The sequence below is a fragment of the Nitrospira sp. genome (assembly GCA_030653545.1).
In the GTDB taxonomy this organism is placed as follows: domain Bacteria; phylum Nitrospirota; class Nitrospiria; order Nitrospirales; family Nitrospiraceae; genus Nitrospira_D.
In genome coordinates this window covers 184667-205046 of sequence record JAURZE010000005.1, presented here as the reverse complement: position 1 = coordinate 205046, position 20380 = coordinate 184667, and the positions used below count along the sequence as shown (strand labels likewise).

Annotated in this window: 19 protein-coding genes; all 19 read right to left on the bottom strand. The window is 61.0% G+C overall.

Annotated features, from left to right (window positions below):
- Positions 1-162: 162 nt before the first annotated feature.
- Entirely contained in the window at positions 163-1089 is a 927-nt protein-coding gene (locus Q7U39_01375) for a mechanosensitive ion channel family protein (protein ID MDO9116582.1), read from the bottom strand.
- A 49-nt stretch (positions 1090-1138) separates the two neighbouring features.
- The gene (locus Q7U39_01370; protein MDO9116581.1) at positions 1139-2116 is read right to left on the bottom strand and encodes a hypothetical protein; all 978 of its coding nucleotides are present in this window, start codon (positions 2114-2116) and stop codon (positions 1139-1141) included.
- Positions 2117-2243: 127 nt separating this feature from the next.
- Positions 2244-3302, bottom strand: a complete 1059-nt coding sequence (locus tag Q7U39_01365) for a DUF481 domain-containing protein (protein MDO9116580.1) — start codon at positions 3300-3302, stop codon at positions 2244-2246.
- Between the two features lie 83 nt (positions 3303-3385).
- Positions 3386-4108: a hypothetical protein gene (locus tag Q7U39_01360; protein MDO9116579.1), complete on the bottom strand. Its 723-nt coding sequence runs from the start codon at positions 4106-4108 to the stop codon at positions 3386-3388.
- Between the two features lie 8 nt (positions 4109-4116).
- Positions 4117-4419: a LapA family protein gene (locus Q7U39_01355; GenBank protein MDO9116578.1), complete on the bottom strand. Its 303-nt coding sequence runs from the start codon at positions 4417-4419 to the stop codon at positions 4117-4119.
- Between the two features lie 92 nt (positions 4420-4511).
- Positions 4512-4727, bottom strand: a complete 216-nt coding sequence (locus Q7U39_01350; protein ID MDO9116577.1) for a hypothetical protein — start codon at positions 4725-4727, stop codon at positions 4512-4514.
- Positions 4728-4786: 59 nt separating this feature from the next.
- Complete coding sequence (locus tag Q7U39_01345) at positions 4787-7618, bottom strand: cbb3-type cytochrome c oxidase subunit I (protein ID MDO9116576.1); 2832 nt, start codon at positions 7616-7618, stop codon at positions 4787-4789.
- The gene (gene nhaA, locus Q7U39_01340) at positions 7615-8982 is read right to left on the bottom strand and encodes a Na+/H+ antiporter NhaA (GenBank protein MDO9116575.1); all 1368 of its coding nucleotides are present in this window, start codon (positions 8980-8982) and stop codon (positions 7615-7617) included. The genes Q7U39_01345 and nhaA overlap by 4 nt, the downstream gene beginning before the upstream one ends.
- A complete protein-coding gene (locus Q7U39_01335; protein MDO9116574.1) occupies positions 8979-10817 on the bottom strand; it encodes a glycoside hydrolase family 15 protein in 1839 nt (612 codons plus the stop codon). Before Q7U39_01335 ends, nhaA begins: the two co-directional genes overlap by 4 nt.
- A gap of 39 nt (positions 10818-10856) precedes the next feature.
- Positions 10857-11756: a YihY/virulence factor BrkB family protein gene (locus Q7U39_01330; GenBank protein MDO9116573.1), complete on the bottom strand. Its 900-nt coding sequence runs from the start codon at positions 11754-11756 to the stop codon at positions 10857-10859.
- A 27-nt stretch (positions 11757-11783) separates the two neighbouring features.
- Entirely contained in the window at positions 11784-12866 is a 1083-nt protein-coding gene (locus Q7U39_01325) for an AI-2E family transporter (protein MDO9116572.1), read from the bottom strand.
- Positions 12867-12954: 88 nt separating this feature from the next.
- Positions 12955-14115 carry a site-2 protease family protein gene (locus Q7U39_01320; GenBank protein MDO9116571.1) on the bottom strand — a complete coding sequence of 387 codons (1161 nt, stop codon included), beginning with the start codon at positions 14113-14115 and terminating at the stop codon, positions 12955-12957.
- A gap of 72 nt (positions 14116-14187) precedes the next feature.
- Positions 14188-14646: a cupredoxin domain-containing protein gene (locus tag Q7U39_01315; GenBank protein MDO9116570.1), complete on the bottom strand. Its 459-nt coding sequence runs from the start codon at positions 14644-14646 to the stop codon at positions 14188-14190.
- Between the two features lie 136 nt (positions 14647-14782).
- Entirely contained in the window at positions 14783-16153 is a 1371-nt protein-coding gene (locus Q7U39_01310; GenBank protein MDO9116569.1) for a glucose-6-phosphate dehydrogenase, read from the bottom strand.
- Between the two features lie 48 nt (positions 16154-16201).
- On the bottom strand, positions 16202-16873 hold the full coding sequence (locus Q7U39_01305) for a cyclase family protein (protein MDO9116568.1): 672 nt from the start codon (positions 16871-16873) through the stop codon (positions 16202-16204).
- Positions 16874-17018: 145 nt separating this feature from the next.
- Positions 17019-17480, bottom strand: a complete 462-nt coding sequence (locus Q7U39_01300; GenBank protein ID MDO9116567.1) for a cytochrome c — start codon at positions 17478-17480, stop codon at positions 17019-17021.
- Between the two features lie 22 nt (positions 17481-17502).
- Positions 17503-18222 carry an ROK family protein gene (locus Q7U39_01295; protein ID MDO9116566.1) on the bottom strand — a complete coding sequence of 240 codons (720 nt, stop codon included), beginning with the start codon at positions 18220-18222 and terminating at the stop codon, positions 17503-17505.
- A 48-nt stretch (positions 18223-18270) separates the two neighbouring features.
- On the bottom strand, positions 18271-18570 hold the full coding sequence (locus Q7U39_01290; GenBank protein ID MDO9116565.1) for a hypothetical protein: 300 nt from the start codon (positions 18568-18570) through the stop codon (positions 18271-18273).
- Between the two features lie 300 nt (positions 18571-18870).
- The gene (locus Q7U39_01285; GenBank protein ID MDO9116564.1) at positions 18871-20358 is read right to left on the bottom strand and encodes an OmpA family protein; all 1488 of its coding nucleotides are present in this window, start codon (positions 20356-20358) and stop codon (positions 18871-18873) included.
- Positions 20359-20380: the final 22 nt, after the last annotated feature.

Here is a 20380-nt window from a genome sequence, read left to right as displayed (position 1 = left end):
GAACCCTCTCTGGTGAGCGACGCTCGCCTTTGACAGGGGTAACTGTTCCTTCAGCCGCTCAGGCGATACGGAGACATCGCCTGAGCGGCATCATCCGAATTCTCTCCATGGAACGCATCCCGTGGCACCTGTGCGACAGATGGGCCCAGCTGAGGCGCTCGGCTACGATTTGGCTATACTCGATCCGGCGACGACCTCGACTTTGAAGGGGGCGCTGGCTCCCCCCATATACCAGGTACGGTGCGGGAACGGAATCTCAATCCCCTGCCCGTCAAAGGCCCTCTTCAGTCGCCGGCGGTATTCGCGTCCCACATTCCATTGTTCCAACGGCCTGGTCTTGATCCGAATACGAATGACGACGGCTGAATCGGAAAAATCGTCTACGCCGATGATTTCGATGGGGGCGACGAACTTATCGCGAAAGGCAGGGTCTTCCCGTAGCTCTTCGCCGACCTGGCGCATGACGTCGGCGACCCGATCCGTATCCTCTTTGTAAGCCACGCCCATGTTCAGTACGAACGCCGACCATTCCTTCGTCATGTTCGAGAGCGTCGTGATCGTGCCGTTCGGGAAGACATGCACCACTCCTGAAAAGTCGCGCAACGTGATCGTGCGGAACGTGATCGATTCAACCAGGCCGCCGGTGCCGTTGATGACGGCCACATCACCCAGCCTGATTTGATCCTCCAGAATGATGAAGAAGCCGCTGATCAAATCCCGGACGAGATTCTGCGCCCCAAAGCCCACGGCCAGGCCGAGAATCCCGGCCCCCGCCAGGATCGGTCGGATATCCAGTCCGATCTGGTCCAGCACTTCGACGATAATCACGGCCCAGATGAGGCTGATCACAATGGTGCGGAGAATCCCCGTCAGCGTCGCAGCCCGTTTCCGGCTGGTGTCGGAGTCCACGTCCCCCGGCATACCGGTTCTGGCTACCAGAGATTCCAGGTGTCGAATGCCCAGCCGGAGAAACCGCATCGCGACAAGCCCCAAGACGACGATCAATGCGATCTTGGCGCCGGCCTTGCCGATGGTCGCTCCCATCGAAATCAGCCAGGGCGTGAGTTCCTGCAGTGTCCCTGTATCCATATGGGCTCCTTCATCAAGTAGGTTAGAGATATAACAACATGCCGCGTTGTCAAAATTCCCTGATCATGCGGAACCCGATCTGCGGAATTGCCAGATCCTGCGTGAATCGCGCGCCGACACCGGCTTGTATCATCCAATGCCTGCCGAGTTCGTAATGCGCCTGCGGCATCACGAGAAACGTCGTGTGGCCGTTTATGACCTGCGCGTGGTTGACTTCGATGCCGGCCACCAGCCGGTCCGATACATCGGCAAAGAGCGTCACGTTGGCCAACATCTCCGTATTGCGTCCGCCGATCTGACCTCCATGTTCAAAGCGGGGCCCGACCATGGCGAACAGGCTCCAAGTCTGGTCGAACCGGTATCCGGCCAGATACAGCCAGGACGTCGTCCACAGGCCGGGATCGCGGTCGTACTGAGCAATGACCTGGGCGCCGTGAATGAATCGATGGTCGAATCCGGTGCCGAACGTGAGTTGTCCGGCCGCTTTGTATGCTTCAAGCGACGCATTCTCCATCGGCGCCTCAAACTCGATCGAGATCCCATCGGCCACCGTATACTCGATTTCAGGCGCCCATTCCATCCCCTGCCTATCGGAGCTGCGCCTCGCGAGGCCCAGCGGGTCCGGCGCATGGTCGACCGTCTTGCTCGTTCGCCTCAGAGGGACCAGGCCAAGAACGTTGATCTCACCGGCGCCTCGTTTTTCCCCCAACGGCCGTACCAGGTCGAACACCATCGGCTCCGGAATCCGGGGCCCCTTTTCTTCTCCCGAGACCCGTTCAATCGTTTCGACCTCGCTGGCCGGATACGACCACACACGAAAGTCCGCCCGTCCGAAACCCTGTCGCGGCATCGCCGGTTCCGGAGAGAAACGCGTCAACCACCGGCCGTCTGTATTCATGAACAGGATCGGACGGTCACGATCCATTTGGGACAGTTCAGGACCGTAGATGTCCGCCTCGACCGGGCCCGCTGCAATTACAATTGCGCCCAGCATGGCCGCACACAATGCCATGACAACAGGGGTCATGGCGCGAACGCCCGTTGAGGTGATGGCCGGACAGGGACAAGTCCCTGCGATTGCGGGTCCGCTGACGGGCATCCGTTCGCGCTTAACGAGGCCGGTCCTTCCTGTCGATTGCACCCTAAGACTCCCGCTAACTCTTGAATTCAAATCCGACCCCGAAGATGACGGCCTCATCGGTCCGCTTTCTTCCCGGCGCAGGAGCACCGTTGTAACGGATGTTATACTCCACGTTGAAAAACAGATTGCCGAGCAGCGTGACGCGAAGCCCCTGGTCGGCAAAGATGCGCAACGCCGACCGTTGATCGAAGTCGAGAAACCCCTCGTGCTTGTGGAACAGTTTCACCCGGTCCGGAATCAGCACAAACTCGGTGCGCAAGGACCAGCGGGCCGACGGGGTTTTTATCGAAGGCGCATTCGTATAGTGCTCGCTCACATGCGCCAGGCCTGTCACGACCGAGATCGACGCCCGCTGCGTGTCGATGAACTGATACCCGAGTCCGGCGCCGATGGTGCTTCGGAACGACAGGTTTTGAAAGGTGTCCTTTTCCATCAGGCCTTCGGCGCTGGCGAAGAGCTTCTTGCTCAGGAAAAAGTCGTATTTAAGAGAGGCGAGGGAATTGCGCACCGTGACCCGGCTTCCCACCTCTCCGTAGTTGTACTTACCTTCAGCCAGCATGCGATGCCGATCCGAACGAACCGTCCATCGGGTGGAGGCATTGACGGCTTGTGTTTCGGTGTTCCCCTGGGTGCGATTGCCTCCCACGTTCAGCGTTCCATGGTAGCGGATCGGCGGCGGGGGATTGATCGCCTTTACGGCATCGAGAGCGAACGGGCCATCGACCCCGATTCGGCCGGCTTCGACGGTCGCATGGTGGGTGTAGAGCCACTCGGTCCAGCCCGTTTCTTCGACCTTGTCATGCAACTGGATCGTGAGCGGTTTGTCGGCCGAGAGACTCTGAATTTCCGGCCATCGAATTTTGACTTCGCCGCTGTGCGCCGTACTTAAGATAAGGATCTCTTCCTCCATCCTGACGATCGTGCCGGTCAGGCGGTCGCCATTGCGCAAGTGCACCTCGTCGGCCCAGCAGGGCGAAAACAGAACCGTCACGGCAAGCCATCCTGCCGCCAGGACAGAAAACCGGGGCAAGAGAATTCTCAATGAGGTCCCGTGAATAGATCGTGCCGTCATGAGTGGAATCAGTCGTGTCTCCAAGTAGCGGGGGTGCCGGCAAGGATTCTGCGCCGTGCAAGATATCTCAGCGGGCATGTCGGCTAAGGGGGATCGATCAGGTCCGTCGAACGAAACGAGAAGAAAAAGAACACGACGTACTGGTTGTAATACGCCGAGCCTGTGTACTTCGGCGTAGCACGTACAAACCGCCCCGAATGGTTCTCGTAGACATCCAGATGCACCCGCACGTGCGCCAGTTGATCTTGTTCCTGGTAGAGCGTGATCTGCGGGAGCGCGAAGGGAATGATGACGCTTTGGATGGGCGGAAGGCCGAAAAACGTTTTCCCCTGATTCGTGCCCATGGATTCCACCTTGACGCGGACGAGATACGGCGCGTCGCCTTCCGTTTTCTTGACGAAATACCCCAATTCTCCCAGCCGCGCGGAAGCGGCGTCCCGCACATAGGCCAAATCCCACGAGGGGGAATCGATCACCGCGAAGCTGGCGTCCTCTTCACTCACATGCATATGTGCCCGGTCGGTCTGCAGCCCGCTGACCTCCACCATGACCGTCGTGCCTTCCGGCAGCGGCACGGTGAGGTCGGCCAGCGACCGTTCCACTGCCTGCGTCAGTAATAGCTGTTCGATCGCGCTTCTCGGTGTCCGAGAGACTTCTTGCGTTAGCGCACAGCCGACACTGAGCACAGCCAGGGCAGCTACCAACAGACCTCTCCCGATTTGCGGAAGCGGCTTGCCGAATCTGGACGAACGAGCCCAGCGGCCCGGCAAACCATCGCCTCTCTCTGAGCGGACCATATTCGGCATGATGTCTTTCACGGCGCCGGAGGGGAAGTCTCGCGTGGTCCACTGGCGATCCGTTCCAAGTCACGGATTCGCTCGCCTTGCGAGCGGACAGTCTCCTCAAGCTGCCTGGTTTGTTTCGCACGCGTGAATCTGGGACCGAGCGATGCCAGAAACGTCAGCAGCGCGCCCAACATGGCGGAACCAAGAATGATCAGCACCAGCGACGTATCATAGTCCCAGACGAGAAAATGGACGGTGACAGCCACGGTGTTCTGCAGCGCGAAGACGGCAATCAGAATGGCGAACAGCAAGGCAATGAACAGCGTGGGCATGGTGGTCTCCTCAATATGGCCAGACTTAATGTGCCCGTGAGCGTGTTTGTTGGGTGCCAATCATGTCAACGGTCTGCCCGACTCGATCGATCTCAGCCCGGGCTCCAATATTCAATGGCGTAATAAATACTCCAGAGAAGCAGTCCCACCACGACCAGGATCAGCCAAAACGGAATATGCCCGCCACGCTCTGTGATCCCCGCATGCCGGTACAGATAGGGCTGTCCAGAATCCGAACTATCCTGCCGCTCCGGCCCCGATGGCCCGGAGCTCGACTCGTTCGTTTGTCTCACGTCTCGATCTCTCATGGTTGCCGCCTTTCATTGGCGGTCTCAGCCGCCGGCCGAGCCGTCTGCCGTTCGTCAGGCTATCGCTGAACGACGTCCTTGTCCAGCTCCCCCCGCCTGGCAGCGGGCGAAAGCGCAGCCCAGATGCGCGATCGGGCCTGCTCCCAATCCGTCTCCTTCAAGCCGGCCGCAACCAACTCCGCCTCGTGCGCCTTCACGCGGAGCGATTGGACGTAGTGGACGATATCCCAGATCTCCTCCGGACTGAGCTGCTCCCAGAACACCGGCATGGGCGTTCCCCCGATTCCCGTTATCACGGTCTTATACAGATGCTCGCCATCGTGCCCGAGCTTCACGCCTCCGGACAGACCGGCCGGCAGGGTGAAATTCGCCGGCTTCAACGGTTGCCCCCACACATCTTTTAAGATCGGCGCCATCGGCCCGTCTCCTTTTCCCTCGGCGCCATGACAGAGCATGCAGTTCGCCCCGAAGAGGGCCTTCCCCTTCTCGAGCGACACGATCGAGATCGGAGGCTCCGCCGCGATCGTCATCGACGGCGGGACGACCTCGTCTCTCCATCGGCCAGAAAATGTCTTGATGTACTGCACCACGGCCCGCCGTTCGTGGTCTGAAACTTCCTGCCAGGCCGGCATGGCCGTCCCCCAGAGTCCGTGGGTAATGGTGCTGTAGAGATCGATGTCGGTCGGCAGTGAATCCTTGCCGGAGGTCGATCGAAACTTGAAGATCCCGGTCGTGAAATCTCTCGGACGCGGAGTCATGAATCGTGCGGACGGTCCCAGGCCATCACCCTTGACCCCATGGCACCCGAGACAGCGGCGTTCGTACACCGACTTTCCGAGCATCAGCAGCTCGTCCTGCGATTGAGGACTGGCATTCAACACCTGGCCGGACGAAACCTGTGTGGCAACGAACCCTTCCCGCCAATCGCCGATGCCGGTCCCGAGCTTTTGCACATACAGCACCAAGGCCTTGCCGTCGTCGTTCAATTCAGGCGCATCGCCGGCTTTGGCCGGTTCGAACAGCCAGGGGAACACCGGCATGATAGAGTCCGGCACGACTTCCCGCGGGTTCCAAAAATGGGCGGCATGCCAATCGTCGCCATATTTCCGGCCCACTCTGGTCAGGTCCGGACCGATGCGTCGCGTGCTGAACAGGTGTGGCCGGTCATAGGCATATTCGCCGGCCTGCGACACCGGCCCCCAGCGGAACGACTCTCCGGTGACGGGACGCACGTATTGCGAATGACAGTACCAACAGCCCTCGCGGATATACACCTGCCGGCCCTTCAGCTCTTCGGGCGTATAGTCCGCCACCTGGATCGCCGACTTTGTGACGGGGTCCTCGACGGTGGTCGTGCGCGTTTCAGTCATCAACCAGGGGGTGACGCCCTGCACGCCGACGGCAAGAAAGAAAAACCCGAACCCCGCAACCAGGAAGACCGTGGAGGGGCTTTCGATCCAGCTTCCCTTGGCGACGACCTCTATCGGCGTATCGGCCGGGCGGGCGGCCTCGAACACCTCCGGCTCCAACGCCTCCCCCGCTCGCGCAGTCTTGTAGAAATTGACGACCATCAGGAGCAGCGCCACGTCCATTGCCACGCCTCCCAGTGTGCGCGCGACCCACCAGGGTTTCATCTCTTTCACCGTATCCACGAAATTGGCCCCGTACTCGAGCATGGAACCCTGGACGAACCCTTGAGCAGACAGCCCCACGACCATCACCGTGAAGCCGACGACGGTCAACCAGAAGTGCCAACTCGCCAGCTTGTCGCTCCAGAGCTTCCGGCCTGTGACGCGCGGCCAGACATAATAGGCGGAGCCTACCGCCCACACGACGAAGGTGCCGAACACGGTGAGATGGGAATGGGCGATCACGAAGTCATTGAAGTGAGTCAACTCCTGAACCCGACGCAGCGCCTCGACCGAGCCCTGGAAACAGCCGATCAGGTAATAGACCGCTCCCATCATCAGGAACTTGGCTGCGTAGTTGTCGCCTCCGCCCCCGCCGGCGACAGTGCCCCATCGTCCCAGCATCGTACCGAAAAAATTGACCACCACGGTCCAGACCGGGATGATCAACAACATGCTGGTCACGATCGAGATCGTCTGTGTCCAGTGCGGAATCGGACTGTACAGATAGTGATGCGTGCCGACAAACGGATAAAAGAAAGCCAGCCCCCAGAATCCCAGTAACGACAGCTTGTGACTATATAACGGGGTCTTGGCGCTGAGCGGTAAGAAGTAATAGATCAGCGCCAGGCCGGCGGGAGTGATCCAGAGCCCGACGATGTAGTGGATGTACAACCCGTGCATGGCCGCGCTGTTGACCCCCGCAATATCTTCGGCATAGGTCAACAGCACATTGCCGAGAATCAGGTTCATGATCGTCCAGATCAGCGCGGCGGTCGTGTACCACATCGCGACGTAGAACCGCCGCTCGGTCCGCCGAAAGACGGTGCCAAGCACCTGCACGGTGATCAAACCCAGGATAACGAACCGGAGCAGATTGAAGGGCCATTCGAACTCCCCGGCTTCGAGTCCCATATTGAACCCGAACAGAAATGAGGCGTTGCCGAGAACCAGAAACCCGTTCCATAGCCACAGGAGCCACCAGCCCCACTCCTCTTTGTACATCCGCACCCCGCAGAGACGCGGCACGATGTAGTAGAGGAGCCCGAGGAAGACGGTTGAGAACGATCCGAAGATGACGCCATTGACATGGATCGGACGCAACCGGCCGAATGTCAACCAGGAGATGCCATCGAGAAATCCAGGATTGTGGAATTTGATCGAGACCACCACCCCCACGATCGGAAAGAACGTTAACCAGATCAACGCCCACCACAACCAGGCCCTGATTAGCGGTCGATTGATCAGTTCTTGATCGTTCATCGTCTTCCCTCCGTGTGAATCCGCCTCAACAACCACCACCCGATGGTCCCCGCCACCGCCGAGGCAGTCAGGATACCCACTTTGGCCGGGGCGTCGAGCGGCGTTTTCCCGAACGCCAGCCCTTCGATGAACAGCGACATCGTGAAGCCGATACCGGCCAGAAATCCGATCCCGATGATGTGGCGCCAGGTCAGATCCGGCGGCATGGTCGCCAATCCGACACGAATCGCCAGCCACGACGCCACGATCACCCCGACCGGCTTGCCGATGACCAGGCCGGCCAGGATGCCGAGCGCGACGGGATGACCCAATGTCACGACCGGATCGCCTTCGAGCGTGACGCCGGCGTTGGCCAATGCGAAGATAGGCAGAACCACAGCCGTCACCCACGGGTGCAGGGTCTGCTCCAGACGTTGGAGAGGAGTGCCCACTTCACGGACCGCCTGTTGCAAACGGGAGGCCACTTTCTGTCTGGTCTTGTTGGCAAGCGGAGGGCCGCCCGGCTCCATCGCCTTCTGAAACCTATCGAGCAGCGCACGGCTCCGCGTGATGAACTCCTCGCCGGACAACCGTGTTCGCGCCGGAATCGTGAACGCCGCGAGCACGCCGGCGATCGTCGGGTGGACACCGGAGAGGAAGAACGCCAGCCACAAGCCGCCGATCCCCAGCATCCCGTAGACGAGCGGATGGCGAATACCAACGACGTTTGCGCCGATCAGGGCAACCAGGAATCCGCCCCCCACCTCCAAACTCACCCAGGAGATCGTCGAGGTGTAGAAGAAGGCGATGATCAGGACCGCGCCTAAGTCATCGCCGATGGCCAGCGCGACGAGGAACACTTTCAGTGCCAGCGGCACCCCTTTCCCGAGCAACGAGAGAATCCCGAGTGAGAAAGCGATGTCCGTGGCCATGGGAATGCCCCAGCCCTTGGCCCCTTCCGTCCCCCCGTTGAACGCCGTATACAGCAGCGCGGGAAGGACCGCTCCCCCCACCGCGGCGGCGAGAGGCAACGCGGCTTGGCGCAGGGAGGAGAGTTCACCGACCAGCACCTCTCGTTTGATCTCCAAACCGACGACGAAAAAGAACATCGCCATCAACCCATCGTTGATCCAGAGGACCAGCGGTTCCGTGAGTACGAAGTCGCCCGCCCCGAACGTCACCGGCAATCGCCGGAACGCGGCATAGGCATCCGCCCACGGCGAGTTGGCCCAGACCAGGGCGATGAGCGTCGCGGCCATCAGCAGAATGCCCGCCGCCGACTCCGTATGGATGAATGCCCGGAACGGTTCCACCATCGGATCAATGAGCGGCGGATCGCCGGCCTCGTCACGGGCCGGCCCTTTGGTCGTCTTCGACAGGGTCATACGGTTCGTCCGGCCTTTCGCAGCTGCTTGGCCAAATTGGCCCCGCTCGCGATCACACCGATATGGCTAAACGCCTGGGGGTAGTTGCCGAGAAAGGCCCCGGTCGATGGGTCGATTTCTTCGGGCAACAGCCCGAGCGGCCCCGCCCGCGCACAGAGCGAGTCGTATAGTTCCACGGCCTCGTCAAGCCGTCCCTGATGCGCGAGATTGTCCACCAGCCAGAAGCTGCAGAGCAGGAACGCGCCTTCGTGACCGGCGATGCCATCGGGCGATTCCTCCGGCAAGTACCGGTAGAGCAGCCCCTTCCCCGCGCCCAATCGCTTGACGATCGCGCTGGTCGTCGCGACCATTTGGGGATGATCGGCCTTCACGACCCGGCGAAGCGGCAGCGTCAGCAGACTCGCATCCAACCCGCCCCCTCCCAGATGTTCCGTCAGCGACTGCAGCTTCTCATCCCAGGCTTCTTTCAAGATCGCCTGCCCGATCTCATCTGCCGTGTATCGCCATGTCTGGGAAGGTCCGGGAAGGGAGAACCGCTCCGCCATCCGGGCGGCGCGGTCCAGCGCCACCTGACACATGGCGGCTGAATAGGTAAAGGGCCGCCCGCTTGTGCGGACTTCCCAGATCCCGTGGTCCGGCGTCCGCCACTCCCGGGCAGCGGCATCCGCCAATTTCCGGAGCCGCTCCCAGAGCGGAACGGGAATGGCCCCATGATGCGCGGCCCATTGATAGGCGCAGTCCAGAATTTCTCCATAGACATCGTGCTGATGTTGCGCGGCCGCCGCGTTGCCCCACCGGACTGGCCCTGAACGTCGGTACCCTTCCAATCCACCGTCCTCCCGTTCGTCCGGAGGCATCCGCCCATCGAGGTCATACATCACTCTCGGCATACCGTCCCGGTCCACGGCATCAAGCACCCAGCCGAGAAATCCGGCCGCTTCGTGCGAGAGACCGACACGATGGAGCGCATAGACGGAGAAGGCCGCATCCCGCACCCACGCATACCGGTAGTCCCAGTTGCGTGACCCGCCGATGAGCTCCGGCAGTGAAGAAGTCGGAGCCGCGACGATCGCGCCGTTCTCAAAATGGTCCAGCAGCTTGATGGTAATGGCCGACCGGCGAACCAGCGCCTCCTGAGGACCGTGATACGTCAGATGCGCGAGCCACCGACGCCAGACGGCTACCGTGTCCCTGCGGAGCGCGGCCTCGTCGAAGCGGGGAGCATGCGCAGCTCCTTGCCTCCAACAGAGGAGCAGGTGGAGCGATTGCCCGGCCTTAATCGTCACCGACGTGCGCAACCCGGTCAACGGAACAGTGGAGTAGAGGTGAAGGGTCAGATCGGGCTGTGCGCGGCAACGAATGCGAATCCCACCGTCACGGGGATCCGCCTCAGCTCCGCCACGAGGCTCGAGGTGAATCGTCAGATCTATGCTTCCTTCAACGACCGTGGCAGTCCGCAGCAATTCTCGCCGCGTCGCCGACACGTCCTCCGAGAGGTCGGCTCCCGCCACTAAGGGACAGAAGTCCGTGACCCGCAACAGACCGGTGGACGTTCTCATCTCTGTCACCAACAGGGCGGTATCGTGTTCATAGAATTGGCGGGATTCCAGCACGCTGGCAGGCGCGACGGTGAAATGGCCCCCGTGCGTTTGATCCAGCAGACTGCAGAACAAGGGTGGTGAATCGAAACGAGGCAGACACAACCACGCCAGGCTTCCGTCCCGTCCGATGAGCGCTGCCGTGGCTCCGTCTCCGACAAGGCCGTAGTCTTCGATCGGCAGATAGCCGTCGAGTCGATGAAGCCCGTTCAGTGCCGATTGCCGATTTGCTGCCATCTCGTCTTCCTCCTCATGCGTGTATCACGGTCGACAACCTCACCGTTCCGCTCGCGCCGGCTGATCGGGCCTCTCCCAATGTTCAAAGACCCAGCCCGCTTCCGCGCCCACTAGAAACACCACCGACACGTAATAGAGCCAGACGAAGAAAAAGAGAAAGGCGCCCAACGCCCCGTATAAGGCTATGCTGGCCTGAGCGAAGTGCACGTACCAGGCAAACCCCTGCCTGGCAAACCAGAACAGGACGACCGCCACGCCTGCGCCCACGCCCAGGGACCCGAGCTTCAACGTCTTGACCGGAGAGAACCGGTAGAGCCCTAGGATCAAACTGCCGCCGAGCATGGTCGCGATGACCTGATGGAGCACTTGCATGCCCTGTCCCCACAGAGCCCCTGCCCAGGGGACATGCTCACCGAGATTGCCGATGATGGTCTCCACCGACGCGAGGCCGATCGCCACGATCAGCAGACCGACGCAGAAAGCCATCATGAGCAGATCGTGGGCCGTCCCGCGCAGGAAACTCCGGGCGGGGCCGGCTTGGAACACGATATTGAGCGCATGCCGGATCGAACCAAAGACCATCGTGCTGAACAGCAGAAACGAGATAAATCCCACGATCCCCAGCAGTCCCCGATCGGCGACAATGGCGCCCACGTGCTCAGCAAAGATCTGTTCCGACCGGGGAAGAAATTGCCGAATGACGGATTGCACTTCTTCCAGAGCCTCCTGCGACTCCAGCACTGTGTAGCCCAGAATGGAAATCGCAAGGAGCGCAAGCGGAATCATATACAGAAGCAGGCTGAAGGCCAGGCCGCTGGCCAGAAATAATCCGTAATCCCGGTCGAATTTCAGGATCACCGCACGGGTCATCAGCCATGCCGAGGTGAAGGCCCGCCTTGCGCTCACGAGAAGGACGATCCCGTGTCGGCTTCGTTCCATGAACATTCCATCGAAAGCCTCCGTGCGCTAAAACTTCGGTGCCGGCGATTCCGTCCGGTAGCTTTCGATCAACGTGATCCCCACGGCCACCACCAGCGGACCGGCGATGATCCCGACCAATCCAAAAACCGCCAGCCCTCCCAGTACGGAAAAAAACACCAGCAATGTGTGCAGATGCGATTGTCCGCCGACCAAGATCGTGCGGACGAGATAGTCCATGACGGCGATCACGGCGCCAATCGCGACCAGGAAGCCTCCTTTGAGATAGGCTCCCTGCCAGAACAGATAGCCGGCTGCAGGCATCCATACCAGTCCAGCCCCGAACAGCGGTAGGTAGGCGAGGATCGCCATTACCGCACCCCACAACACCGCGGACGGCAGCCCGACCGACCAAAAGGCCAGCCCGCCGATGACGCCCTCCAGCACGGCAATGACCGTGTTCCCATACACCGCCCCTTTAACGACCTCATCAAACCGCCGAACCAGCACATCTTGACGGGCAGACGCTATCGGCAAATGTGCGCGGAGCCAGTGGATCAGCACCTCCCCGTCCCGAAAAAAGTAAAAGGCACACAGTAGAATCATGCTGAGCTGGACAAGCGCATACAGAGCATGGGTTACGACGCGCGTTGCCTGCCCCACGAGCGCCTTGCCCAACTCGGCCAGATTCTCGGCGATGCTGGTCCGCAGAGCAGTCCCAGTCAGGCGCTCCATGGTCTGCAGCGCATCAGCAAACGAAGCCAGAAACGGCACCTTCCGCCAGCTCTCGAGCAACAACTGGTCCCCTTCTCGCATGGATGCAATCACAGTCCGATAGGCCTCCGTCAGGTCCTCCGCAACGAGCAGAGACAGGTACGCTAAAGGTGCGATGACCCCGACCGCGAGAACGAGGCACATCACCAGCGCGCTCAACGTGCGGCGGCCGCGGGTCGCCAGGACCAGCCTGGTGTATAGCGGGTACAGGGCATAGCAGAGGACTCCCGCCCACAGGAGCGACGAGACGAATGGAGTGAAGATAGCCACGATCAGAGCGGCAATGCCGCCTGCCAAGACAAGACGGACAATCCGGCCCGCCCACCCGCCTCTCCTCCCAAGTTGATGAGCTGTCATCGATGGGCTCTCTTCATAACAGGTAGAAAACAACTGGATGCACAGATGCCAGGCATTGCCCAGTCTTCATGGACTCTCTTTCCGCCACCTACGCTTGCAGCACCGGCCGGCGGGCAATGCGGACCGTCTCACGCTCTCCAAGTTCCACATGCGCCGCGAGCACCCGCAACAGGTGGTCGCGGGTAATCATGCCGAAGAGTTCACCCTGTCTCATAACCGGGACCTGATTGACGTCCCGCTCCTCCATCGTCTGCAACACCTCCATCACCGGAGTCTCCGGGGCGACGACCTGCATCCTGGACAACGGGGTCATGGCCTCGCAAACCGGCGTCCGGCTCCACTGTTCGCGCGGCACTGCCTTCACCTGATGGAGCGTCACCAGTCCCTCCACCTGTTTGTTGTTCACCACCAGGAAGCATCGGTTACCGGTGCGCAAGATTTCTTCTTCGACCAGATCGCCCAGACTCCGCTCCCCCGCCACCGTAGAGCATTCGGTCGTCATCACATCTTCCGCCACCAACCCGGTCAACGCGGAGCGCACGCTGACTTGCACGACGCTCTCCTGCGCCGCGTTCAGAAGAAACCACCCGATGAACGCCAGCCACATCCCGTTGAACCAATTCACGGTGAAGCCGGTCCAGATGCCGATCACCATAAAGGCATATCCCACTGTCTGGCCTATACCTGCCGCAATACGCGTGGCCTTGCTCAGATTACCGGTAAAGTGCCAGAGGATAGCCCGGAAGATCCGCCCCCCGTCGAGCGGGAAGCCGGGCACGAGATTGAACAGCGCCAGCATCAGGTTGATCGACGCGAGCCAGCCGGCGAGCGCTGAGATCCGTTCAAACTCATCGCCGGCCAGAGAGGCGATCGTCCAGAAGCCGGCAGCCAGCAGCGCGCTTGCCATCGGTCCGGCGATCGCGATCTGGAACTCCGTCAGCGGACGATCCGGCTCTCGCCCGATTTGCGCCACGCCGCCGAACACGAATAGCGTGATTGAACGGACGGGAATCCCTTTGGCCAGGGCGACGAAACTGTGCGCCAGTTCATGCAGGAGGATCGAGGAAAAGAAGAGGAGACTCGTTAGAATCCCGACCGCATAATGCTCCGCTACCGTCCACTGGGGGTGCGCCGATGCAAACCGACCGGTCAGCGAAAACGTGATGAGAAAAAAGATGATGAACCACGAATAGTGAACCCCGACATCAATGCCGCGGATGGTTGTCAACTTCACGGATTGTCCGATCATTTTGTCACTCCTCTGCTATGGCTGTGCGGTACTTCGCCTCCGCTGTTCCCGGCAGGTCCTGCTGTCCACAGGTCAGCCGACCGGAACATCGAGAAAGTACAATTCCCCTTTGACATCCGGGTGCAAATCGCACCGGAATGTGATTTTCCCCTGCCGGTCCGGAGTCACGCGGATCACCAGCGTCTTACCCGGATCAATGTAAAATCCTTCGATGCCTGTTCCGAATGCCTCAACTCCCTCTCCTCCGCCTCGAACGGATCGGCCCTGAAAGAGCGGCGAGATGAATCCGTGGCGGACGGAGTCCTCATTATGAACAACGAACGCCATCGGCACTCCCGCGCGGATCGGCTGCATCTTGGTGTGGCTATACGTGAAGTCTTTGATGGTGATCTCGATGCGCGGCTCCTCCACGGCCATCGCCTCCCGCACAGCCGTCGGCGCCCAGACGACCCACGCCGCGACGGCAAGACTAGAAACGATACCGACGATTCGAAACCCTGTCCACAATGCGCAGATGCTGCCCTCTTTCATATTGCAACCTCCTGGGGGTAAGGGACCGGTCAATGAGGGTTGTCCCGCATTCCTCGATATCCATCCATCCTGCTTGGGCGGAACGCCTGCACACCGATGACGAGGGCCAAGGAAGTCAGGGACATCACCGGTCTCCTCAATGCAAAGCGGGAGGTCCGTCTGAACCGGCAGCATATTCGACCAACGGCACGGCCCCCTCGGCCCACACCGCGAGAATCGGTTCCACGATCCGCCACGACTCCTCCGCTTCGTCATCCCGTATCGACAGGATCGAGTCGCCGCTCATGACATCAAGAAGCAACCGCGCATACGCCGGCAGGCCTCCCGATCCGAACGCGCTGTCCAATTCGACCCGCTCGAGGTCGAACAGATCACAGGGCCTGTTTACATTCAGCGACAAGGCGATCCGGTCCGGCGCTAATTCGATCCTCAACATGTTCGGCTCGGGATCGGACTCCCGCCCGAAAGCCAGGTGCGGCACCGGCTTGAAGTGGATGGCGATCTCCCGGCGCTCGCGCCCCAGGGCCTTTCCCGAGCGGAGCAGGAACGGAACACCGGCCCATCGCCAGTTGTCGATGGACAGCACGACCTGCGCGAAGGTTTCCGTCTTCCGTCCGGAATCCACGCCGACTTCATCGACATAGGGACACACCTCCTGATCTCCGACTCTGCCCCCTCCGTACCGGCCACGAACCGTCTGCCTGACGACCTCCTCCGTAGACAATCGACGGACCGACCGGAACACATCGACCTTCCGGTCCCGCAGCGTCCGTTCATCCAGGGTGTGAAGGGGCTCCATCGCGATCAGCGCAAGCAGTTGAAGCAAATGGTTCTGGACCATGTCGCGCAGCGCTCCGGTGCCGTCGTAGAACGAAGCGCGGCCTGCCGCCGTAATGGTTTCGTCCCAGACAATCTCGATCCGTTCGATATGCTGTGAGTTCCAGAGCGGCTCGAACATGCGGTTGGCGAACCGCAGCCCGATGATGTTTTGGACCGTCTGCTTGCCCAGGAAGTGGTCGAGCCGGAAGACGTCCCGTTCGGGGAAAGATTCGTGCAACAGCCGGTTCAAGGCTTGCGCCGACGCCAGATTCTCGCCGAACGGTTTTTCCAGCACGATCTTACTGCCGGCCGGAAGGCCCAGCGCGGCCAGTGCTGTGACCGTCGGCTCAAACAGCGCCGGTGGGAGGGCAAGATAGATGACAATCGGATCGGAACCGGCGCCGATGGCCTCAGCCAGTCGTTGCCGGTCCGTCACATCCACCCGGCGATAGTCCTTCATCGCGAGCACGGCCTCGCGCGAAGCGGGTACGGCATTGAAGGGGAATGCCGACAGTTTCTCACGCAGGTGATGCCGAAACTGCTCCGTATCCCAGTCATCGCGCGCGAGCCCGACAATGCGGAACCCATCGGGCAATTGTGCCGACTGGTACAGGCGCATGATGGCCGGCATGAGAAACCGCGACGTCAGATCGCCGGAGGCGCCGAGGATAACGAGCGTGTGAATCATGGTCTATCTGGTCTGTCTCTTTTGTCTGGGTTGTCTCGTCTGTTTGGTCTACCTGGTTTGTTTAGTTTGTCTGGTACGCATGGGTTTCACGAGCGCACGGGCCGGCGCGCCGTCGCTTCGCGCAATCTTGATCGGTAGACAGAGCAACTCGTATGAGCCGGCCCGCACGTACGATAGATTCAATCCCTCGATAATCCAGATGCCCGCCTCCAGCAAGGCGCGATGGATGGCCGCAGTGTCCGATACATAACCAGCGACCGACAGATAATCGATCCCGACCGTACGCACACGACGCTCGGCCAGCCAAAACGCGGCCTCTTCGCTGATGGAGACAAAATCTTTACAAAAGGCGTCCGTCTTCCAACACCGGGAAGAATTGCGGGTCTTGAAGAGCACGCGTTCGCCCTGCCGTATTCGATGCGGCCGCAATTCATCCGGCTTGATCAACTCCCTGTCCTTGATCTCGATCACCCGGGCCGGCCCCATCGCGGCCTCGAGCGGCATGGCCTCCATGCCCTGCCCGGTCCGGATGAAATGCAGGGGGGCATCCATATGGGTTCCGGTATGAACTCCGAATGAAACTTCGGTCAGGTTACAGTCGTCGCCCCGTTCCAGGTCTTGCACGCGCGTCACACGCACCGGTGGATTGTCCGGCCAGCGGACCATCCCGTCGCGGAGAGGAACGGTAATATCAATCCATCCTCCGGACCCGTTAGGCATGGGGGTGAGACCGCGCTCCTCTCCTCTTTTTCTTCCCTTTAAAGAGCACCACCACTCCGATCACCCCGATGATGATGGCAAGCAGACCGAGCAATCCAAGCGGATCCATAGGCAAACCTCCGGCAATCGTCTATCCTCGTCCGTCCTATTTCGTTCCGCAGAAACTTCTGACATAGGCAAGAATCTTCCAGGCTTCTTCCTCCGTCACCATTCCCGGCGCAAAGGACACCATCCCCGTTCCCTGCACGCCGTTCTTGACGGCCCAGAAAAGCTCCCCATCCGTGCGCGCCTTCTGGAATGCGCAGTTCGTGAAATCGCGCGCTCCCGGATCAAGCATGGCGCCGGCCATGCCGTCGCCCTTGCCGCTCTTGCCATGGCAGTTGAAGCAGGTGCCCTTGCTTTCATAGAGAACCTTCCCCTCTTCCACCACTTTCTGGGGCGCGCTCTTGGCGTCTTTGAACAACGGGGTGGCGAGCTTCTTCGCTTCTTCCAGTTGCGCCGCCGGCACGCGCGTCTTCAGCGGATCCTTTTCCGGGGCGGCGACCGCCAGGCTGGCCGACATCAACACCACAGTAGTCACACATAGCGCATATATCCGCAGTTGCATCAGTTCCTCCTTGGTTTGGTTACTACGTCCTCTTCATCACTCGCCGTTTCCGTGATCGGGACGGCGGTTCCGGCTCGATGTCTTCGCGCCACCGTGCGTCCCAGACTCGTTCCCCCCCGACGAAGGCGTACGCGTTATGACCCACCCGCGCGCCCTCGGGAAGACGCCGCAGTTTTTTCGCGTTGCCGCCCCCCACCACCACATGGTCGGCCACCAGCGCGTCCTTGAGGCGCGCCACGACATCGGCGACAGCGCGCCGCCACTTTTTCTGCCCCAATCGCTTGAGCCCACGATATCCCACATAGTCCTCGAACGTCTGTCTCTTTTTATACGGGAGATGCCCGAGCTCCATCGGCAGGACGGCATGCTCCGAGATCACCGCGCTGCCCAGCCCTGTACCGAGCCCCAGAAACAGCATCCGGCCCCCTGCGTAACACCCCAGAGCCTGCATGGCGGCGTCGTTCAGCAGCAAGACCGGCCGGCCGAACGCGCGGCTGAAATCAACTTTCATCCAGCCGGACCCCAGATTCTTCGGCTCCGCGAGCACCCGGCCCCGGCGAACCGGCCCGGGATAGCCGATCGTCACCGCGTCGTACCGCCAGTCCTGCGCGGCCCGCTTCACGCCGGCCACCATCTGCGCTGCCGTCAGTTCCGGCCCGGACAAAAACCGGCGAACCTCCCGGCTTCCCGACACCCGTATCTTGACGCTGGAGCCTCCCACATCCACAACGAGCACTTGCATGCGTCCTCCCACTGCGTGAGTCCTCTTCCCACTCCCCATGATCAATTCTCACCCATCCTTCAGACGGCGCCGGGGTCGTGGACCGGCACGCGGGCTTGTGAAACTTTGGGCTCCGTTGACGGCAGTCTTGAGGTCGGTCCACGCGCGCTCCACACCGCCCTTGAGCGTCTCCCACGCGTCGCCGCTCGACGCCTTCAGCTCGTGGAGCTTCACCTCAGCGGCATCGACCTTGGCTCGCACCTCGTTTATCTGTTTGTCGTACTCAATCTTGGCGCCGGCTTCAGCCTGATCGGCCTTGGCCTTCCATTGACCGATTCTGGCACTCCATTCCCTCAACTGAGCTTCCATCTAGTCCTGATCTGCGTCCTTAAGACCCATCGGACACTTCCTATTCGGCAACGTGCCCGCTGTCGGAACTCGCTGGAGAGCCGGATCCTGCAGCTCTCCAGACATCCGGCTCCCTCTTGCTGCTATGGTCCAACCGCCAGATGTCTTCAACAAGAGCTCCTACTTCACTTCGCCGATTCTGACGACACCGGAGACCATCTCCTCACCGCCTCGTAAAGGTCTCGGCTTCCTTCGTTGCGCTGCACAACATCATCGTAGCGCTGTTCTGCCCGTCGGACGACCGGCCTGCAACACGCTCCGTCACTTGATCGTTCCAGCCAAATCCGTGAGATCCTTCGGATAGAGCACGATTTCGATGCGCCGGTTGGCGGCCTTGCCGGCGTCGGTGTCGTTCGAGTCGACCGCCCTGGTATCGGCATAGCCGCCGGCGGCCAGTATCGTGCGGTCCACGCCGCCCTCTTCGATCAGATAGCGCACGACGCTGGTCGCGCGCGCCGTGGAGAGCTCCCAATTCGTCGCGAACTTTTCCCGCAGCTTGACGCCGATCGGCACATTGTCCGTATGGCCCTCGATGCGGACCTGCTTATCCGTCACCTTCTTCAGCACGTCGCTGACCTGCTTCAAGACTTTCAGGCCGGCGGGCTTGACTTGCGCCTGGCCGGAATCGAAGAGCACCCGATCCACCATATTGATCGTCAACCGGTCGCGCACCTGCTTGATCTTGATATCCCCCTTCTCGATTTCCGCCTTGAGTGAATTGGTCAGATCCTCGTGGGTGCGGGTCAGGCGGGCGATCTCCGCTTCCTTCGCCGCCCGTTCCTGCTCGAGCCGGGCTCGCTCCGCGTCTCCGGCTTTCAGCCGCGCACGCTCTTCCTCCACCGTCGCCTGCAGCCGGTCCCGCTCCTGCTTCGCGGCCGCCGCCTCTTCGCCGAGATTGGCCAGCTCGCTCGTCAGCCCCACGACCCGTTGTTTGTTCTTTTCCAGCTCTTCCGCCAACAAGGCGGCTTTGGCGGCGAGGATATGGCGATCCGTCGCCTCCTGGCGCAACGTCCCGATCTGCTGATCGCGCTCGGAAAGCCGTTTCTCCAAATCCTTCACGCGGGCGGCGTCGGTTTCCAGTTCGCCGGCCCGTTTTTGCAGCCGGGCGATCTCGTCCTGAGCCGTCGTCGTGCCACCGAGGAGTCTCTGCTTGTCCTGCTGGAGCGCGGCCACTTTGCCCTGTTCCGCATTCAGGTTCGTCGTCAAATCCCGGACGTGGTTCTCGGCCGCCTGCAACGCTGCCGCCACCTGTTCCTTCTCTTTCTCCGACGCGGCAATCTGCTGATTGGCCTCCGTGACCGCTTGGGCCGAGGCCGCTTGCGCGTGCTGAGCGGTCTGAAGCTTCCGTTCGAGATCGTCGGCCTTCACCCGGAGCAGATCCCGCTCCCGCCGCAATTCTCCCGACGTGATCTGCGCCTGTCGAGCCTCCTCCTGCGATTTCTTGGCGTCCTCCTCACGGTCGCGCAGTCCTGCCAGCGCCCGATCGAGGTTTTGATTGGACGTGGCAAGGGCCTGGCCGGTCCGGCTGCCCGCCGCCTGGGACGCCGCCAGGTCCTGGGCCAGGTTGGCGTTGTCGGCTTCCAGCGCTGCGACCCGAACCGCCGCCTGTTTCTTGTCGGCCTCCAATATTGCCGCGGATTTCTTCGCGCCCTCCAGCTCCTCCAGAGTCTGGGTGTGGGTGCCGGTACTCACGCAGCCCGTCACGAGAAATGAGATGAAAACCGCGCTTGCCATTGCAGGCTGTCGCATCGCCGTCTCCTTTCGATCTAAT

Coding starts and splice junctions, on each gene's coding strand:
- Q7U39_01375 (MDO9116582.1), bottom strand. CDS start 1,089: ATGGATACAGGGACACTGCAGGAACTCACGCCCTGGCTGATTTCGATG.
- Q7U39_01370 (MDO9116581.1), bottom strand. CDS start 2,116: ATGACCCCTGTTGTCATGGCATTGTGTGCGGCCATGCTGGGCGCAATT.
- Q7U39_01365 (MDO9116580.1), bottom strand. CDS start 3,302: ATGACGGCACGATCTATTCACGGGACCTCATTGAGAATTCTCTTGCCC.
- Q7U39_01360 (MDO9116579.1), bottom strand. CDS start 4,108: ATGCCGAATATGGTCCGCTCAGAGAGAGGCGATGGTTTGCCGGGCCGC.
- Q7U39_01355 (MDO9116578.1), bottom strand. CDS start 4,419: ATGCCCACGCTGTTCATTGCCTTGCTGTTCGCCATTCTGATTGCCGTC.
- Q7U39_01350 (MDO9116577.1), bottom strand. CDS start 4,727: ATGAGAGATCGAGACGTGAGACAAACGAACGAGTCGAGCTCCGGGCCA.
- Q7U39_01345 (MDO9116576.1), bottom strand. CDS start 7,618: ATGAACGATCAAGAACTGATCAATCGACCGCTAATCAGGGCCTGGTTG.
- nhaA (MDO9116575.1), bottom strand. CDS start 8,982: ATGACCCTGTCGAAGACGACCAAAGGGCCGGCCCGTGACGAGGCCGGC.
- Q7U39_01335 (MDO9116574.1), bottom strand. CDS start 10,817: ATGGCAGCAAATCGGCAATCGGCACTGAACGGGCTTCATCGACTCGAC.
- Q7U39_01330 (MDO9116573.1), bottom strand. CDS start 11,756: ATGGAACGAAGCCGACACGGGATCGTCCTTCTCGTGAGCGCAAGGCGG.
- Q7U39_01325 (MDO9116572.1), bottom strand. CDS start 12,866: ATGACAGCTCATCAACTTGGGAGGAGAGGCGGGTGGGCGGGCCGGATT.
- Q7U39_01320 (MDO9116571.1), bottom strand. CDS start 14,115: ATGATCGGACAATCCGTGAAGTTGACAACCATCCGCGGCATTGATGTC.
- Q7U39_01315 (MDO9116570.1), bottom strand. CDS start 14,646: ATGAAAGAGGGCAGCATCTGCGCATTGTGGACAGGGTTTCGAATCGTC.
- Q7U39_01310 (MDO9116569.1), bottom strand. CDS start 16,153: ATGATTCACACGCTCGTTATCCTCGGCGCCTCCGGCGATCTGACGTCG.
- Q7U39_01305 (MDO9116568.1), bottom strand. CDS start 16,873: ATGCCTAACGGGTCCGGAGGATGGATTGATATTACCGTTCCTCTCCGC.
- Q7U39_01300 (MDO9116567.1), bottom strand. CDS start 17,480: ATGCAACTGCGGATATATGCGCTATGTGTGACTACTGTGGTGTTGATG.
- Q7U39_01295 (MDO9116566.1), bottom strand. CDS start 18,222: ATGCAAGTGCTCGTTGTGGATGTGGGAGGCTCCAGCGTCAAGATACGG.
- Q7U39_01290 (MDO9116565.1), bottom strand. CDS start 18,570: ATGGAAGCTCAGTTGAGGGAATGGAGTGCCAGAATCGGTCAATGGAAG.
- Q7U39_01285 (MDO9116564.1), bottom strand. CDS start 20,358: ATGCGACAGCCTGCAATGGCAAGCGCGGTTTTCATCTCATTTCTCGTG.